16 protein-coding genes are annotated in these 16,418 nt (G+C 67.1%); 6 read left to right on the top strand and 10 right to left on the bottom strand.

The window, feature by feature from the left end; all coding sequences use genetic code 11:
* The first annotated feature begins 125 nt into the window (after positions 1 to 125).
* Positions 126 to 1,715 carry an FAD-dependent oxidoreductase gene (locus ACK4S9_RS08160; protein ID WP_409723968.1) on the top strand — a complete coding sequence of 530 codons (1,590 nt, stop codon included), beginning with the start codon at positions 126 to 128 and terminating at the stop codon, positions 1,713 to 1,715.
* A gap of 97 nt (positions 1,716 to 1,812) precedes the next feature.
* On the opposite strand, the gene ACK4S9_RS08155 is transcribed toward ACK4S9_RS08160, so the two are convergent.
* The 3 genes from ACK4S9_RS08155 to ACK4S9_RS08145 form a co-directional block, all read right to left on the bottom strand.
* The gene (locus ACK4S9_RS08155; protein ID WP_409723966.1) at positions 1,813 to 2,169 is read right to left on the bottom strand and encodes a hypothetical protein; all 357 of its coding nucleotides are present in this window, start codon (positions 2,167 to 2,169) and stop codon (positions 1,813 to 1,815) included.
* Between the two features lie 9 nt (positions 2,170 to 2,178).
* Positions 2,179 to 2,817 (bottom strand): hypothetical protein, encoded by a 639-nt coding sequence (locus ACK4S9_RS08150; protein ID WP_409723964.1) that lies wholly within the window; start codon positions 2,815 to 2,817, stop codon positions 2,179 to 2,181.
* 136 nt (positions 2,818 to 2,953) lie between these two features.
* On the bottom strand, positions 2,954 to 4,195 hold the full coding sequence (locus ACK4S9_RS08145) for a serine hydrolase domain-containing protein (RefSeq protein ID WP_409723961.1): 1,242 nt from the start codon (positions 4,193 to 4,195) through the stop codon (positions 2,954 to 2,956).
* A gap of 132 nt (positions 4,196 to 4,327) precedes the next feature.
* Between ACK4S9_RS08145 and ACK4S9_RS08140 the strand changes: the two genes are divergently transcribed.
* Positions 4,328 to 5,314, top strand: a complete 987-nt coding sequence (locus ACK4S9_RS08140; RefSeq protein WP_409723959.1) for an LLM class flavin-dependent oxidoreductase — start codon at positions 4,328 to 4,330, stop codon at positions 5,312 to 5,314.
* A gap of 159 nt (positions 5,315 to 5,473) precedes the next feature.
* Here the strand turns inward: ACK4S9_RS08140 and ACK4S9_RS08135 are convergent, their stop codons facing one another.
* The gene (locus ACK4S9_RS08135) at positions 5,474 to 6,064 is read right to left on the bottom strand and encodes an isochorismatase family protein (RefSeq protein WP_409723957.1); all 591 of its coding nucleotides are present in this window, start codon (positions 6,062 to 6,064) and stop codon (positions 5,474 to 5,476) included.
* 248 nt (positions 6,065 to 6,312) lie between these two features.
* Between ACK4S9_RS08135 and ACK4S9_RS08130 the strand changes: the two genes are divergently transcribed.
* Complete coding sequence (locus ACK4S9_RS08130) at positions 6,313 to 7,380, top strand: serine hydrolase domain-containing protein (protein ID WP_409723954.1); 1,068 nt, start codon at positions 6,313 to 6,315, stop codon at positions 7,378 to 7,380.
* Between the two features lie 143 nt (positions 7,381 to 7,523).
* On the opposite strand, the gene ACK4S9_RS08125 is transcribed toward ACK4S9_RS08130, so the two are convergent.
* Together ACK4S9_RS08125 and ACK4S9_RS08120 are read right to left on the bottom strand one after the other, a co-directional pair.
* Entirely contained in the window at positions 7,524 to 10,310 is a 2,787-nt protein-coding gene (locus ACK4S9_RS08125) for a M16 family metallopeptidase (RefSeq protein ID WP_409723951.1), read from the bottom strand.
* Between the two features lie 126 nt (positions 10,311 to 10,436).
* Complete coding sequence (locus ACK4S9_RS08120) at positions 10,437 to 11,600, bottom strand: PQQ-dependent sugar dehydrogenase (protein WP_409723948.1); 1,164 nt, start codon at positions 11,598 to 11,600, stop codon at positions 10,437 to 10,439.
* Positions 11,601 to 11,739: 139 nt separating this feature from the next.
* On the opposite strand from ACK4S9_RS08120, the gene ACK4S9_RS08115 reads away from it, so the two are divergent.
* Genes ACK4S9_RS08115 through ACK4S9_RS08105 form a run of 3 tightly spaced genes read left to right on the top strand, consistent with a single transcriptional unit; the run spans position 11,740 to position 13,380 of the window.
* Positions 11,740 to 12,279, top strand: coding sequence for a DUF882 domain-containing protein (locus ACK4S9_RS08115; protein WP_409723945.1), 540 nt, complete (start codon positions 11,740 to 11,742; stop codon positions 12,277 to 12,279).
* A gap of 4 nt (positions 12,280 to 12,283) precedes the next feature.
* Entirely contained in the window at positions 12,284 to 13,093 is an 810-nt protein-coding gene (locus ACK4S9_RS08110; RefSeq protein WP_409723942.1) for a hypothetical protein, read from the top strand.
* A complete protein-coding gene (locus tag ACK4S9_RS08105; RefSeq protein WP_409723939.1) occupies positions 13,090 to 13,380 on the top strand; it encodes a hypothetical protein in 291 nt (96 codons plus the stop codon). Before ACK4S9_RS08110 ends, ACK4S9_RS08105 begins: the two co-directional genes overlap by 4 nt.
* A 5-nt stretch (positions 13,381 to 13,385) precedes the next feature.
* Here ACK4S9_RS08105 and ACK4S9_RS08100 read toward each other — a convergent pair whose 3' ends face one another.
* The 4 genes from ACK4S9_RS08100 to ACK4S9_RS08085 all read right to left on the bottom strand — a co-directional run bounded on the left by ACK4S9_RS08100 (position 13,386) and on the right by ACK4S9_RS08085 (position 16,381).
* Positions 13,386 to 13,532, bottom strand: coding sequence for a hypothetical protein (locus tag ACK4S9_RS08100; RefSeq protein WP_409723936.1), 147 nt, complete (start codon positions 13,530 to 13,532; stop codon positions 13,386 to 13,388).
* A gap of 60 nt (positions 13,533 to 13,592) precedes the next feature.
* Complete coding sequence (locus ACK4S9_RS08095; protein WP_409723933.1) at positions 13,593 to 14,474, bottom strand: SPFH domain-containing protein; 882 nt, start codon at positions 14,472 to 14,474, stop codon at positions 13,593 to 13,595.
* A 135-nt stretch (positions 14,475 to 14,609) separates the two neighbouring features.
* Positions 14,610 to 15,380, bottom strand: a complete 771-nt coding sequence (locus tag ACK4S9_RS08090; RefSeq protein ID WP_409723930.1) for a LytR/AlgR family response regulator transcription factor — start codon at positions 15,378 to 15,380, stop codon at positions 14,610 to 14,612.
* Positions 15,377 to 16,381, bottom strand: coding sequence for a sensor histidine kinase (locus ACK4S9_RS08085; protein WP_409723927.1), 1,005 nt, complete (start codon positions 16,379 to 16,381; stop codon positions 15,377 to 15,379). The genes ACK4S9_RS08090 and ACK4S9_RS08085 overlap by 4 nt, the downstream gene beginning before the upstream one ends.
* Positions 16,382 to 16,418: the final 37 nt, after the last annotated feature.

Below are 16,418 nucleotides of genomic sequence, written 5' to 3'. Positions count from 1 at the left end.
CGAGGAAGATGGCGCGGGGCGCCGCATCGTGCTCCGGCCTTTTTCACCGCACAGTAGACTGTCCTCCTGGTTCCGATGACGCGTGCCGCTGTCCCGGCGGCGCCCCTGCGCAGAAAGGATGCGACATGACTGCTTCCACCAATGGCGTCTCAAGGTCGGCCTGGATGGACAGCGCCGCGCTGCCCACCTGCCCGCCCCTGTCCGGCGACCTCGATACCGAGGTCTGCGTGATCGGCGCCGGCATCGCCGGCCTCACCACCGCCTACCTGCTCGCCCGGGAAGGGCGCAGCGTCGCGGTGATCGACGCCCTCGGCATCGGCGCCGGCGAGACCGGGCGCACCACCGCCCACCTGTTTCCGCCGGACGAGTGGTACACCTTCATCGAAGACAAGTTCGGCGCCGCCAATGCGGGCCTGGTGGCGGACGGCTATGCGCGCGCCATCGGCCTGGTCGAATCGATCACGGCGCAAGAGAACATCGACTGCGAATTCGAGCGCCTCGACGGCTACCTGTACGCCCTGCCCGGCAACGGCTTCAAGGACCTCGAGAAGGAATACCAGAGCGCGCGGCGCGCCGGCGTGGCGGTGGAATTGCTGCCCGGCGTGCCCGGCCTGCCTTTCGATAGCGGCCCGACCGTGCGCTATGCGAACCAGGCCCAGTTCCACCCGCTCAAATACCTGGGCGGGCTGGCCCGGGCCATCGAGCGCCTGGGCGGCCAGATCTACGGTTCCACGCACGCGCACCGCGTGCGCGGCGACCAGGAGCAGCAGACCGTCTCCACCGACCACGGCGAGATCCGCGCCCGCCACGTGGTGCTGGCCACCCACACGCCCTTCAACGACCGCGTCGTGATGCACACCAAGCAGGCTGGCTACCGCACCTACGTGGTCGGCATGCGGGTTCCGCGCGGCGCGCTGCCGCGCATCCTGCTGTGGGACACCGGCGACCCCTACTACTACGTGCGCCTGGAAACGCCGGATGCGGCCGCGGACCACGACATCCTTGTGGTCGGCGGCGCCGACCACAAGACCGGCCAGGACGACCATCCCGAGCACCGCTACGACGAGATCGAACGCTGGACCCGCGAGCACTTCCCGATGGCGGGGGCGGTCGCCTACCGCTGGTCGGGCGAGGTGATGGAGCCGTCCGACGGCCTGGCCTACCTCGGCCGCAACCCGATGGACGACGACAACGTCTACCTGATCACCGGCGACTCGGGCAACGGCATGACCCACTGCACCATCGGCGCCATGCTCGTCACCGACCTGATCGGCGGCCGCGACAATCCCTGGGCCGCGCTCTACGATCCCTCGCGCAAGCCGGTCCACGGCCTGGCCGACTTCGCGCACGAGCAGGCCAATACCATGGCGCGCTACGGAGAATGGCTGACCGGCGGCGACGTCGACTCGGTCCAGGAAATCGCCGCCGGCGAAGGCGCGGTGGTGCGCGACGGCCTGCGCAAGATCGCGGTCTACCGCGACGCCCAGGGCGGCCTGCATGCGGTGTCGGCCAAGTGCACCCACCTCGGCTGCGCCGTGCACTGGAACTCGGCCGAGCGCTCCTGGGACTGCCCCTGCCACGCCTCGCGCTTCGACATCGAGGGCAATGTGCTGCATGGTCCCGCGCCCGAACCGCTGGAAAAGGTCGAACTGGCCGACCAGAACCCGCCGCCGCGCTCGCCGCGTGCCGGCACGCGCGGCCGCAGCGTGCGCTGAATGCCGGCAGCGGATGCGTAAACGAAGACACCAGCCCGGAGGCTGGTGTCGCATGCGGCCGCGTGGGCCGCATCGGTCTTGCGCGGGAGCGCGCGGATCAGTAGCCGCGGCCGGTGGTGCCGCCGCCGGTGCCGCCGCTGGTGCTGGAGCCGGTGGTGCCGCCAGTGGTGCCACCGGTTGTGCCACCGGTGCCGCCGGTGCTGCCCGAGCCCGTGGTGCCCGTGGTGCCGGTGGTGCCCGAAGTGCCCGACGTGCCCGACGTGCCCGAGGTTCCGGTGGTGCCGCTGCGGCCGGTGGCATCCATGGTGCCGGTAGAACCGCTGGTGCCCATGGTACCGGTCGCACCCGAGGTGCCGGTGGTGCCGGTGCCCATCGAGCCGCTGGTGATGCCGCTGGTGCCCATCGAGCCGCTACCGGTGGTGCCGGTGCTGCTCGAGGAACCGCTGGTACCCATCGAGCTGCCCTAGTCCGAGGAACCGCTGGTGCCCATCGAGCCGCTCGAACCCGAGGAACCACTGGTCCCCATCGAGCCGCTCGAACCCGACGAACCGCTGGTGCCCATCGAGCCGCTCGAACCCGACGAACCGCTGGTGCCCATCGAGCCGCTGGTGCCCGACGAACCGCTGGTCGAGCTGCGGGTTTCCGGTTCGCTCGAACGGCCGGTGCTGGTGCGGCCGGCCTCCACGCCCGAGCTGCCCGAACCGCTCCAGCCGGAGCCCGAGCTACCGCTCTGGTCCGCACCGCTCATGCTGCCCGACGTGCCGCTCTGGCTGTCGCTCATGCTGCCCGAGCTGCTGGTGCCCATCGTCCCGCTGCTGCCCGCGCCGCTGCTGCCCATCGCGCCGCTGCTGCCCGCGCTGCTGCTGCCGGAGCTGCCGTGGTGGGCGCCTTTCTTGCTGCGTTTGTGTTTCGACGTGTCGGTGGTGGCGCCTGCCGACGAGCTGCCGCTGCTCTGGTCGCTCATGCTGCTGCTGCCGCTGGTGCCCGCGCCGCGGGTATTCTGGGTGCCGTCCGACGATTGCGCATGGACGGTCGTGGCGCCGAACATGGCGGCGGCAACGGAAGCGCCCAGCAGGCCTTTCAGTAATTTGTTCAGTTTCATGGTCGATCTCCTCAATTTGTCTTCGGGGCTGAAATGCTCAACAATATCAATAAGATATTGAATTCAGGGCTCCGAGTGTAGAGAGGCCGATTTGCGGGAGGCGCACGGTAGCCTCCCGGAAAATACCGGATGTTACCTAACGCGGCGCGGCGACACCCGCCGCCTGTGCCGACAGCGTGCCGAGCTGGGTGTACAGCGCCAGCACGTTGCTCTTGTCGTCCGGGTAGACGCGGTTCGACAGGAACACATAGAAAGTCCGCGAGTGCGGATCGATCCACAGGATGCACCCGGTGAAGCCGGTATGTCCATACGAACCGACCGGGAACACGCTGCCGCGCGGCCGCTGCGCGTAAGGCGAGTCGATGTCCATGCCCATGCCGCGCAAGGCGAGGCCGGGCGGCGACTGCACGCTGGTCAGGAGGCGCACGCTTTCCCTGCTCAACACGCGTACCCCATCGAGTTCCCCTCCGCCCACCAGCATGCGGGCGAAGCGCGCCACGTCGCGCGCGGTGGAGAACACGCCCGCGGAACCGCCCACGCCGCCCATGCGGCGCACGGTCGGGTCGTGCACGACGCCGGCCAGCAACTGGCCCGGCGCCAGGTCTTCGTGCAGGGACGCGCTCAGCGCATCCGGACCGCGCTGGGTCGGTGCGATGCGCGCCGCCGGCGTGCGCGCCAGCGGCAGGTAGCCGGTGTCGGCCATGCCGAGCGGCGTGAAAATGCGTTGCTGCGCGAAGCGTTCCAGCGGCATGCCGGCGACCCGCTCGACCAGGTGTCCGAGCAGGACGTAATTGATGTCCGAGTAGCGAAACAGGCTCCCCGGCGCATGGGTCGGCGCCTGGGTGCAGGCGAGCGCCAGTGAGGCCTGCTTGCCCTGCCATGCCGGCTTGGCCGGCAGCCCGGCCGGGAGCCCGGACGAATGGGTCAGCAACTGGCGCACCGTGATCGCTTCCTTGCCGCCGTTGGCGCATTCGGGGAAGTAGCGCACCAGCGGCGCTTCGAGGTCGAGCCTGCCCTCCTCGGCCAGCAGCAGCACCGCGGGCGCCGTCGACAGCACCTTGCTCAGCGAGGCGGCATCGAACACCGTATCCCGGTCTACCGGCGCGGCGCCGTCCTCATAGGTATGGCGGCCGTAGGCTTGTTGGTAGAGCGCGCCCCCGCGCTCCAGGTGGAACACGGCGCCGGGCAGCTTGCGCGCGGCGATGCCGTCCAGGATGGCGCGGTCGATCTCGGCCAGCCGCGCGGCATCGAAGCGCGCCGCCGCGCCCATGCGGCTCCCCTGCCCCGGCAACTGGGCGCAGCCGGCGCCCAGCAGGGCGAGGCCGAGAGCGGCAAGGAGGGCGGTGCGGCGGCGTGGCAAGGTCGGGAATCGGGACATGGAGGGAAAGGATGAGTGGCTCGGTCTTTCCGTCCGATCATAAGGACCGGTCCGCCAAGGGTCAATATTTACAACGGGGCAATTTCTATTCAGTCGCGCACCTGAAATGTGACATCGGCGTATGATGAATGGATGATTCCATTCTCGATTCTCGACCTCTCGCCCATCGTCGAAGGCAGCGATGCGGCCACTTCTTTCCACCGTTCACTAGACCTCGCCCAGCACGGCGAGCGCTGGGGCTACCAGCGCTTCTGGCTGGCCGAACACCACGGCATGCCGGGTATCGCCAGCGCGGCCACCGCGGTGCTGATCGGCCACGTGGCGGCCGGCACCAGCACCATCCGCGTCGGCGCCGGCGGCATCATGCTGCCGAACCACTCGCCGCTGGTGATCGCCGAGCAGTTCGGCACGCTCGAGTCGCTGTATCCGGGCCGTATCGACCTCGGCCTGGGCCGCGCGCCGGGCTCGGACCACACCACCGCGCGCGCCCTGCGCCGCAACCTGGCTTCGGACGCCGACGAGTTCCCGCAGGATGTCGTCGAGCTGATGGATTATTTTGCCGGCTCGCCGCGCCGGTCGGTCACCGCGGTGCCGGGCGCGGGCCTGGACGTGCCCGTCTGGATCCTCGGCTCCAGCCTGTTCGGCGCCCAGTTGGCCGCGGCGCTCGGCCTGCCGTATGCGTTCGCCTCGCACTTCGCGCCGCAGATGATGATGCAGGCCATCGAGATCTACCGCTCGACCTTCCGGCCGTCGAAGCAGCTCGATAAGCCCTACGTCATGCTCGGCTTTAACGTGTTCGCCGCCGACACCGACGAAGAAGCGCAAGTGCTGGCGACCTCGATGCAGCAGGCCTTCGTGAACCTGCGCAGCGGCCGCCCGAGCAAGCTGCAGCCGCCGGTGCCGGGCTACCTGGAAAGCCTGGGAACGGCCGAGCGCATGATGCTCGACGGCGTCCTGTCCTGCACCGCGATCGGCTCGCCGGCCACGGTGGAGAGCCAGCTGCGCAGCTTCATCGCGCGCACCAGACCGGACGAGCTGATGATCACCTCGCAGGTCTTCGACCACGCGGCGCGCCTGCGCGCCTACGAGATCACGGCCGGGATCCAGCGCAAGGGCTGATGTCCCGTAGGGTGGGCGGCTCCACCCGGCGAGTGACGTAGCCGGCAGCGCCAGATGCCGCCCGCGCGTTCAAGCAGTCGTCGAACAGCCGCGCTGGCTGCTCGACAGGGAGCTGAACGCGCGGACGGCAAAGCCGTCCACCCTACGAACCGCGGCAACTCAGGCGTCGCCCGTCCCGATCTGCAGCATGTCGATCAGCGCCCGCGTCGAGCGTACCCGGCCCATGCGCGGGAAGATGTGTTTGCATGCGAAGTGGTGCGCCTCGGCCTCCATGCTGGTCATCGCATCCTCCGCGAACACCAGCTTGTAGTTGCGATCAAACGCCGCGCGCGCGGTCGATTCGACGCCGAAATTGGTGGCGATTCCGCCCAGCACCAGGGTATCGATGGCGCGCCGCCGCAGCAACTGGTCCAGCTCGGTGCCGTAGAAGGCGCCCCACTGGCGCTTGGTGACCACGATGTCGCTCGCCTCCACGCCGGCCATCGGCGCCAGTTCGGACGCGTCGTAGGGCGGCGCGGCGGCGCCGGGCGGGCGCATCGGGGCGTCGGCCAGCGGCGACGGCAATTCGCCCACCAGCACCCGCACGTACACGACCATCGCGCCGCGGTTGCGCATTTCCTGCGCCAGCAGCACGCAGTTGCCGACGGCCTGCTCGGCGGTATACGGGGCCAGCGCGCGCCCGACATTGCTGTTTTGCAAATCGATCAACACCAGGGCCGTGCGCGCCAGGTTCAGGGATTGTTCGGTCATGGCATCCTCCTGGGTCCAGAACCTATCCCGGTAGGGATGAGGAAGTTGATGGTGATGCATGGCAAGCGCGGGCAAGGCGCGAGGAGGCCGCATGGCTAGCCATGCAACGACGAGCAACGCAGCACCCGCTTGTCAGGCGCGCCAGCAACGACTCAATCCCTACTGGGACAGGCTCTCAGTATTCACGATTCGCGCCTGCCCCGGCGCACACGGCTACAATGCGCCGAACCCTTCTTTCTGGAGCAAGCATGCAACGTCGCCAGTTCATCCGCCTTTCATCGCTCGCCGCGGGCGCCGCTCTGCTGTCGGGCTGCGCCGCCATCGCGAACCTGAGCACCGGCCCGCTGATCGCGCGCCACGTTCCCAAGGATTACAGCGGCGTGGTCGCCGTGCGCAAGGATGCAAGCGCGCCCCTGGTGGTGCACGCCAGCGGCCTTGCCCTGCGCGAGGAAAAGCAGCCCGTTACCAAGGACACCCGCTTCCTGGTCGGCTCGATGACCAAATGGGTCACCGCCGTGACCGTGCTGCGCCTGGCCGACATGGGCACGCTCGACCTCGATGCGCCGATTTCCCGCCACCTGCCGGAACTGCCGGCGGCGAACGGCGCCGTCACCCTGCGCCAGCTGATGTCGAACCGGAGCGGCATTCCGAACGGCCTGCTTGACGCCCTGCGCAAGGACCGCGCGCTCGAGAAGCTGGAGATCGGGCCGGTCGAGGCCGCCCTGCGCTTCGGCGCCGGCGCCCCCAGCGCGGCCCCGGGGGAGAAATGGGATTACTCGTACACCAACTGGCTCCTGGTCGCGGCGGTGGTCGAACGCGCCCGCAAGGAGCCGTTTACGGAAACCGTGGAAGAACTGGTGCTGGCGCCGAGCGGCGTGAAGGACACCAGTTTCGCCGCCACCGGCTACGAGGACGAAGTCGGCATGGCCGTGGCCTACAATGCCGCGGGCCAGCGCAAGACCTCGCCCGTGCCGCCGATGATCGCGGCCAGCGGCACCCTGTACAGCACGGCGAGCGACCTGGTCGCGATCGCGGACACGGTCTACCGCGGCAAACTGCTGTCCGAAAAAGCGCGCAAGACGCTGTCCACGGTGACGGTGCCGGCGGAAGACTATGCGCTGGGAGGAAAGGTGAAGACGCTCGCCACGAAAGAAGGCGCCCGCTCCCTTGCATGGGAAACGGGCGCCATCGGAGCCTACAAGAGCCTGCTGGCCTACGACCCGGCGGACGGCCGGGCCGTGGTCCTGCTGAACAACACCGACATGCCGCAGTCGGAACAGGGGAAGATCGCTGTAGCTTTAATCGAAGATATGTAGGGTGGACGGCTATGCCGTCCGCGCGTTCAAACAGACTTTGAATAGTCGTCGCGTCTGTTCAAGCGTGATTTGAACGCGCGGGCGGGAAAACAGTCCACTGGACTGTTTTCCCGCGCCCACCCTACGACAGGCCGTGAACCTCCTTACAGCACCGGCTTGCCGTCCACGTCGATCTTGCGGACCTCGCCGATGTTCAGCGCGCGGATGCCCGGCTCGACCTTGCTCAGGTCGCCGACCACCACCCACACCAGGCGGTCCGGGGTGAAGCTGCGCGCGGCCAGCGCATTGGCCTGTTCCGGCGTGAGCGACACCGCCTTCTGGGTGTAGGTGTTGTAGTAGTCGTCCGGCAGGCCGTACTGCACGATGTTGGTGTAGGCGCTGGTGAGCTGGCCGGCCGTCTCGAACCCGCCCGGCAGGCCGAGCGTGTTGTTGTCGACCGCAGCCTTCAGCTCGTCCGCCGTGATCGGCTTGCCGCCGGCGATGTCGCGGTACTCGCGCACCAGTTCCTGCAGCGCTTCACGGGTCTTGTCGGTCTGCACCGGCGAGACGCTCATGAAGGCACGCTGGCCGAGCGACGGCTGCAGCGAGCTGCGCACGCCATAGGACCAGTTCTTCTCCTCGCGCAGGTTCATGTTGATGCGCGAATTGAAGGAGCCGCCGAACAGGTGGTTGACGATTTCCAGCGGCAACGCGTCCGCGTGCTTGCGCGGCACGGCCAGCTGGGCGCCGACGATCACGCTCTGCAGCGCGCCCGGGCGGTCGACCAGGTAGACCACGTTCTTCTCGGGCGCGGCAACCTCGCTCAGCAGCTTCTTCGGCACTTCGCCCGCCTTCCAACCGGCGAAGGCTTTCTCCAGCATCGGCTTGACCTCGGCCAGCGTGGTGTCGCCCACCACCAGCAGGGTGGCGTTGTTCGGCTTGAACCAGGTGGCGTGGTAGTTGGCCAGGTCCTCGCGGGTCATGCGCTTGACCGCCTCTTCGGTGCCGGTGCCGGTGAAGGGCTTGGCGTACGGGTGGCCCTGGCCGTACAGGATGCCCGGCAGGACGCGCATGGCCACCGACTGCGGCACGGTCTTCTCGCGCGCGATCGCGGCCAGCCGGTCCTTCTGCAGGCGCTCGAACTCGTTCTGCGGGAAGGATGGGTTCAGGATCAGATCCGAGTACAAGCTCAGCGCCTGCGGCATGGTGGCCTTGAGCGTGTTCATGTAGACGATGCCGCTGTCCAGGTTGGCGCCGGCGCCGAAGTCCGCACCCAGGCTCTCGAAGGCTTCACCGATCTCCAGCGACTTGCGGGTTTTGGTGCCCTCTTCCAGCATGCGCATGGCCAGGCTGGCCACGCCCGGCTTGTCCGCCGCGTCCGAGGCATAGCCGCTGTCCACCAGCAGCTGGAAGTTCACCACCGGCGCGTCATGGCGCTCCGCCAGCACGACCTTCAGGCCGTTCGACAGGGTGGTCTTCTGCATCTCCGGCAGCTTGAGCGCCATCGGCTTGCCGAGCGCCGGCTCCTTGCTGCGGTCCACGCCCGGCTTGGATGCGGCCAGGCCGGTCGGATACGGATCGATCTGCAGGACGAAGTCGCCGGTGCCGAGCCAGTCGTTCATGGCCTTCTTCACCGATGCCGGGGTGGCGTCCTTGATGCGCTGCAGGTAGACCTTGTAGCAGTCCGGATTGCCGGTGTAGGTCTGGCACGAGGCCAGCAGGTCGCTCTTGCCGCCGAAGCCGCCGACGCGCTCGATCATGCGGGTGTACTGGGCCAGGATGGCGGTCTTGGCCAGGCGCAGTTCGGCCTCGGTCGGGCCGTTCTTCATCAATGCCTGCAGTTCCTCGTCGGCGATGCGCTCCATCTTCGCCACGTCGGCGCCCGGACGCGCGGTCAGGATCATGCCGAACTGGCCGCCGATTTCCGAGCCGCTGTTGCTGCCGAACGCGCTGGTGGCCAGTTGGTCCTTGTACACCAGGCGCTTGTACAGGCGCGAGGTCTTGCCGCCACCGAGCACCAGGCTGGCCAGGTCCAGCTGCGCTTCTTCCGGCGTGTGCGCGCCCGGCACGTTCCAGCTGCGGTAAATGCGCGACTGCGTCACGCGGTCCTGCGCGACCGTGCGGTGGGTGCCGGTGCGCTTGGCGATCCAGGCCTGGTGCTTGGCCAGCGGCGGACCCGGAGGAATGTGGCCGTAGTACTGCTCGACCTTCTGGCGCGCCACTTCCGGGCTGATGTCGCCGGACAGCACCAGCACGGTGTTGTTGGGGCCGTAGTTGGTCTTGAACCAGTCCTGCACGTCGGTCATCGAGGCCGCGTCCAGGTCTTCCATCTTGCCGATCACGGTCCAGGAATACGGGTGGCCGACCGGATAGGTGTTGGTCACCAGCAGTTCGTAGGCCAGGCCGTAGGGCTGGTTCTCGCGCTGGCGCTTCTCGTTCTGCACCACGCCGCGCTGGATGTCGAGCTTCTTCTGGTCGACGGTGCCGAGCAGGTGGCCCATGCGGTCGCTCTCGGCGAACAGCGCATAGTCCAGCATCGAGGTCGGCACGTTCTGGAAGTAATTGGTGCGGTCCTGGTTGGTGGTGCCGTTCAAGTCGGTCGCCCCGATGCCCTGCAGGGCGCTCAGGTAGGTTTTCTTGAAGTTGTCGCTGCCGCTGAACATCAGGTGTTCGAACAGGTGCGCGAAGCCGGTCTTGCCCGGCTTTTCGTTCTTGGACCCGACGTGGTACCAGGTGTTGATCGCCACCACCGGCGTCTTGCGGTCTTCGTGGACCAGCACCGTCAGCCCGTTCTTCAGCGTGAACTTGGTGTACTTGACGTCCGGGATCGGGATGTCGGGCGTGCTGGCCGGGGACTTGGCCGAAGCCGGGGCCGCGCTTGCGGCGGAGACGCCAGTGGCCAGCGCGAGCGCGACGGCCATCTGGAGAGTGCGACGAACGGATGCTGCCATGCTGCTCCTCCAAAGGAAACGGCGGGTTGCCGATCCTGGCATTCTAGGCAGCTTTTGCTATTGCAACAAAGAACTAATTGCGCATGGAGGAGGAATCCATGCGCGGTGCATTGGGCTGTGGGATGTTTACTGCGGCACGATCCGCAGCAGGCTGCCCTTGGCCTCGTCGGTGATCGCATACAGGTGCCCGTCCGGCCCCTGGCGCACGTCGCGCACGCGCTTGCCGATGTCCAGGCGCTCCTGCTTGACCACCTTGCCCTGGGCATCGAAGGCCACGCGCCGGATGTCCTCGGTGGCCAGGCCGCCCGAGAACAGGCTGCCGCGCCAGGCCGGGAAGGCCTGGCCGGTGTACCAGGTGAGGCCCGAGGCCCCGGTGGAGGGCGTCCATACGACCAGCGGATCCACCATGCCCGCGACCACGCGCTTGCCGATCGGTTCACGGGTCTTGTAGTCCTGGCCATAGCTTTGCAGCGGCCAGCCGTAGTTCTTGCCGCCTTCGATCAGGTTGATCTCGTCGCCGCCGCGCGGCCCGTGCTCGCTGGCCCACACGCGGCCCTGCGGGTCGACCGTCATGCCCTGGATGTTACGGTGGCCGATGCTCCACAGTTCCGGCAGGGCGCCCTTCTGCGCCGCCAGCGGGTTGCCCGGCGCCGCCTGGCCCTCGGCGCTCAGGCGCAGGATCGAACCATTGTGGCTACCCACGTTCTGGGCCTGGTCGCGCGCCAGCATGTTGCCCACGCGCGCAGGCGGATTGCCGCCGTCGCCGATGCTCATCAGGATCGTGCCGTCCTTCAGGAACACGATGCGCGAGCCGAAGTGCTGGCCGCCGCTCTTGGTCGGCGAAGCCTTGAAGAGCGTCTTGATGCCGTGCACACGCTTGCCGTCGAAGACGCCCTGCACCAGCACCGTGTGGTTGGCGTCCCCGGTGCCGCTGGCCATGGTCATGTAGATGCGCGGGTTCGGACCTTTATCAAGCGGATGGACGGCGATGTCGAGCAAGCCGCCCTGCCCTTCGGTGAACAGCGCGGGCAGGCCTTCGACCGGGATGTTCTGGATGCGCTTGCCGTCCACCAGGTGCAGCGTGCCCTTCTTGCCGGTGACCAGCATGCGGCCGTCGGCCAGCCAGCTCATGCCCCAGGGCTGCGGCAGGCCGTCCACCACGGTTTCAAGCTTCCAGCCCTTGGCGGCGGGCGGTTCGGCCACCGGTTCGACTTCCTGCGCCACCGCGTTCGAGCACGCCAGCGTGATCAGGGTGGCAACGGACACGGCAATTCCTTGGTAACTCGTCATGAAAATATCTCCCGGGATTGGTCAAAGCATTAACAAAATCGACTTTTTACCGCATTTTCCTGCATTTTCTCTGCACGTTTAACAAAAAAGGCGCGTAGAATTCACGTTTGAGAGAAACTCACCATAAGGATCTCCCACGATGATGCAACGCCGCGCATTCCTGAAGTCCTCCCTCTTCCTCGCAGCACCCACCCTCAGCATCCCGGCACTTGCCAAAACAGCACAAACCGCTTCCGGCGAACGTGTCCTGCGCCTGTATAACACGCATACCGGCGAAAAGCTGAAGTCCGTCTTCTGGGCCGAGGGCGAGTTCATCCCCGATGCGATGAAGGACATCAACAAGGTGCTGCGCGACCATCGCAACAACAAGGTCGCGCAGATGGACCCGGAGCTCCTGCTGCTGCTCACCCAGCTGAACGACAAGCTGGACAACAACCGCGAACTGCATATCATTTCCGGCTACCGCTCGCCGGAGTCGAACGCCAAACTGCACGCCGCCAGCGGCGGCGTCGCCAGGCGCAGCCTGCACATGGATGCCAAGGCGATCGACATCCGCCTGCCGGGCAAGGACCTGAAGATGCTGCACAAGGCGGCCATGTCCCTCAAGGGCGGCGGCGTCGGCTACTACGCCAGCTCGCAGTTCGTCCACATGGACACCGGCCGCGTCCGTTACTGGTGACGCCATGACGCGGCTCCTGGTCCGCGTCGTCCTCGGCCTGGCCGTCCTGGCCGGGCACCAGGCTACCCACGCACAAGCCGCCGGGCAGTCCGCGACCGTCAAGGTGCAATCCACCCGCGACCCGGTCGACAAATCCTACAGAAAAATGATCAAGGGCATGGAACGCTTCGAACGCGAGCGTGCCCTGGCGCCCGCGGCGCCGCTGCGTTTCCAGCTGCTGCCGCGCCTGCCGACCGTCGACATGACGGGCATTACCCTGCGCATCGCGGGCGACACGCTCAGTGTGCCGGTCGACGTGGCGCCCGACAACAGCTTCGTCCTGCCGCGTAACGAGACGGCCTTGCGCGAAGACGCGGCCGTGCTCGCCAACCGCAAGACCACCAGCATGACCTGGCGCGCGCAGATCATCACGCCCGGCCTGCCCGCCGGCACCCGCCGCCTGGGCGACATGCGGCTGGAATGCCTGGTGGGGGTGGAGGCCGGGCTGGTCTCCAACAGCTCTCCGCTGTTCGGCTGGATTTCCAACGCCCTGACCACGCCCGAGCAGGTGTGCAACAGCCCGAACGGCAACTACCTGTTCTTCGCCGAGCGGCCGGTGTTTTCGGTGCGCCTGCGCGCCGCGATTGGGGCCAATGAGCGGGTCGAGACCCTGCCGTTTAACATGCTGTATGCGGGCGGCGAGCTGAGCAAGGCCGACTTGCAGTACTGCGACTGCCAGGTCATGCTCGACCGCACCTTCTATGCGCCGATCTGGGACAAGTCCTGGCCGGACGATACGCTGGTGGAGTTCGAGTACATGGAGGATGCGCCATGAAGCGGGCGCTGTTCGCGGCGCTGCTGCTGGCCGGTTGCGCCACCACGCCGGCGCCGCCCGGCACGCAGGTGCCGGCCGAGCGCCTGCAGCAGGGCGTCGTCCCGGGCACGACCACCAGGGCGCAACTGCTGGCCGCATTCGGCCCGACGAAAAGCGTGGTATTCGACAGCGGCTACGAAGCCTGGGTCTACCAGTCGCCGGCGGGGAATGGACGATTCAGCGAATTCGTCGTCCTCATCAAGCCGGACGGCATCGTCGCCAAGACCCGCACGCGCCCACCGGGCTGAGCATCCTACTCCTGCTCCGCGTTCTCGCCCTTGCCCCCCGGCTCGACGTGCTTGATGCCGCGCCTGGCCAGGCCTTCCCTCAGCAGGAATTCGATCTGCGCGTTCACGCTGCGCAGATCGCGGGCGGCGAGGCGCTGCAACTCCTCCCACAAGGCCGGGTCTATCCGTAGAGGAAACGCTTTTTTGCCAGGACTTGCCATGCTCTTCGGGTGCTAGTTATAGAGTGTGCCCGTGTTGACGATCGGCTGGGTTTCCTTGTCCGAACACAGCACCACGAGCAGGTTGCTGACCATGGCCGCCTTGCGTTCGTCGTCGAGCTCGACGATGCCCCGCTCGGACAATCCCCGCAGCGCCGCTTCCACCATGCTGACGGCGCCATGCACGATCTTGGCGCGGGCGCTGATGATCGCCTCGGCCTGCTGGCGACGCAGCATGACCTGCGCAATCTCGGCAGCATAGGCCAAATGGGTGAGCTTTGCATCGAGCACCTCGACACCCGCCGCTTCGAAACGCGCCTGCAGTTCGTGCTTGAGGGTATCGGCCACCACGTCCATGCCGGCGCGCAACGTGGTCTCGCCTTCCGGCAGGTCCTCGCCTTCGTCGTAGGCATATTGCGAGGCCAGGTGGCGCAGCGCGGCTTCCGCCTGGATCGAGACGTAGCGCTCGAAGTCGTCGACCTCGAACACGGCCTGGGCGGTGTCGCGCACGCGCCAGACGACCGCCGCGCTGATTTCGACCGGGTTGCCGCGCTTGTCGTTGACCTTCAGCGTCGGGGCGTTGAAATTGCGGGCGCGCAGCGACAGGCGCCGCTTCTTATAGAGCGGAAAGGCCCAGCGCAGGCCTTCGCTGCGGTCGGTGCCGATGTACTTGCCGAACAGGGTCAGGATGGCGCTTTCGTTCGGCTGGAGCATGAACAGGCCGCCCAGGCAGACAGCCGAGACCAGGCCTATCACGAAGCTCAGCAGGATGGAGGGGAACTCCCCTGTTCCAAACAGGAAGACGGCAGCCAGGAGCAGGACGACCCCGGCAGCGGCCGCCAGGTAACCATTTACGGATGAGAACGCCTTTTCGTGGCGCGTAGGTGCTGCGTGCATGCTCGACTCCTCCTGGCAAAGCAACATCAAAGTGATATCACTTTAGGATCACCAAAAATTCTTGTCAAGAAACTTTGGCAAGATATGCAAGCTGGATGAGTTCGCGCAAACCGATGCCAACGCGAAGGGCCGTGCCTACATCTGGCGGAAGTGGTGGAGATAGCTGCGGCTGACCGGCAATACCTCGTCGCCGCGTCGCAGGTGCAGGTCGGCCGTCTCGTTGATTCCCCTGACGACTTCGCGCACACAAGCGAGATTGACGATGACGGAACGATGGGTCTGGACGAAGCGTTCCGGGTCCAGTTGCTCGGTCAGTTCGCGGATCGTTTTCCGGATCAGCGCTTCTCCTTCGTCCCAGACGACGCGCGTGTACTTTTCCTCGGCCCGCAGGTAATGCACCTGGTCGACAGGAATCAGCCGCAAGCTGTTGCCGACCGACGCCTTGATCCACTGGAGCTGCCGGGACGGCGCGGCGCGTGGGCCCAGCCGGGCAGCCAGCTGGTCGAGCATGCTTTCCATGGCGGCATTGCCTTGAGCCGGCGCTGCGATCTGGCGCTTGAGGCGCTCCACCGTATCGGCGAGCCGGGCGCCGTCGATCGGCTTGACGAGGTAGTCGATCGCACCCTGCTCGAAGGCCTGGACCGCGTATTGCTCGTACGCGGTGACGAACACGAGGTGGGCCCGCCGGGCCAGCGCGCGCGCCGTGTCGATACCGCCCAGGCCGGGCATGTGGATGTCCAGGAAAACGATATCCGGGCGGTGCAAGCCATGCAGCTCGAGCGCTTCCGCGCCATTGCGGGCGTCGTCCGTCAGCGCCAGGTCGGGCCACAGCACCGCCAGGTGCGCCCGCAGGCGCTCGCGCAGCAGCGGCTCGTCGTCGGCAATGAGGGCCTTTACCTGTCTCATGGAGTGTCCTTTGCGTGAAAATGGCATTCGACCCGGACGCCGTGCGGCACGAGTTCGTGCAGGTCGACGCGCGCCGAGGGGCCGTAGAAGGCATGCAGCCGTCCGCGCAGGTTCGACAGGCCGGTACCCGGCGCCGCCGTTTCCGACATGCCGACGCCGGTGTCGCTGACCCACAGCACCGTGGCGCCGGTGTCCGGGTCGGTACGGCCGCCCACCTCGATCTCGCCGCCATCGACGCTGGGATCGATTCCGTGGCGGACCGCGTTCTCGACCAGGGTGAGCAGCGTCATCGAGGGGAAACGCAGGGTGGCCGCCCCGGGCAAGGCCGACACGGTGAAGCGCAGGCGATCCGGCATGCGCAGCCGCATCAGTTCAAGGTAGGAAGCTACCAGCTGGAGCTCGTTCTCCAGGGTGGCATCGGCGTCGTTCAGGCGCGGCATCGCGGCGCGCAGGTAGGCGATGAGGTGCCGCAGTACCGGCCCCGCATTGGCGGAGCCGGACGCGACCAGGGCTTCGATGTTGGCCAGGGTATTGAACAGGAAGTGGGGCTCGATCTGGGCATGCAGCATGCGCAGGCGCATATCGAGCAGTTCGCGCTCGAGCCTGTTCTTTTCGAGTTCGACCTGCAGCCGGTCTGCGCGCTCGCGCTGCCGGCGTTCTCCACGCATCGCCACCAGCGAGAACGGCACGCCGAAGAACACCGCCAGGATCACCATGGCAATGTAGGCCGTCTGGGCTTGCGGCTGCTGCAGGTGGTCCAGCACATTGCCGCGTTCCGCGACCAGGATGGTGGCGAGCGCGGCGAGCGGCGCCGCCAGCACGACCGCGGCCAGGCGCGCCAGGCGCGGCCCCATCCAGCGTGGCCGCAACCCGCCAGCCGCCGAATACACCACCAGCAGGACGGCGCCGATGAAGCCGATGCGGCCGAATACCTCGAGATACGGCGAACCGCTGATCCGCTGCAGCGGCACCGACAGCAACAGCGTGAACGCGGTCACCACGAGCACATGCCGCCGGGTCGGCAGGAATACGCTGAGC

The organism is Massilia sp. (assembly GCF_046293535.1).
Taxonomy (GTDB): domain Bacteria; phylum Pseudomonadota; class Gammaproteobacteria; order Burkholderiales; family Burkholderiaceae_D; genus Telluria.
Note: the sequence above shows the minus strand (reverse complement) of the source record. Positions and strands in the feature narration are given on the sequence as shown.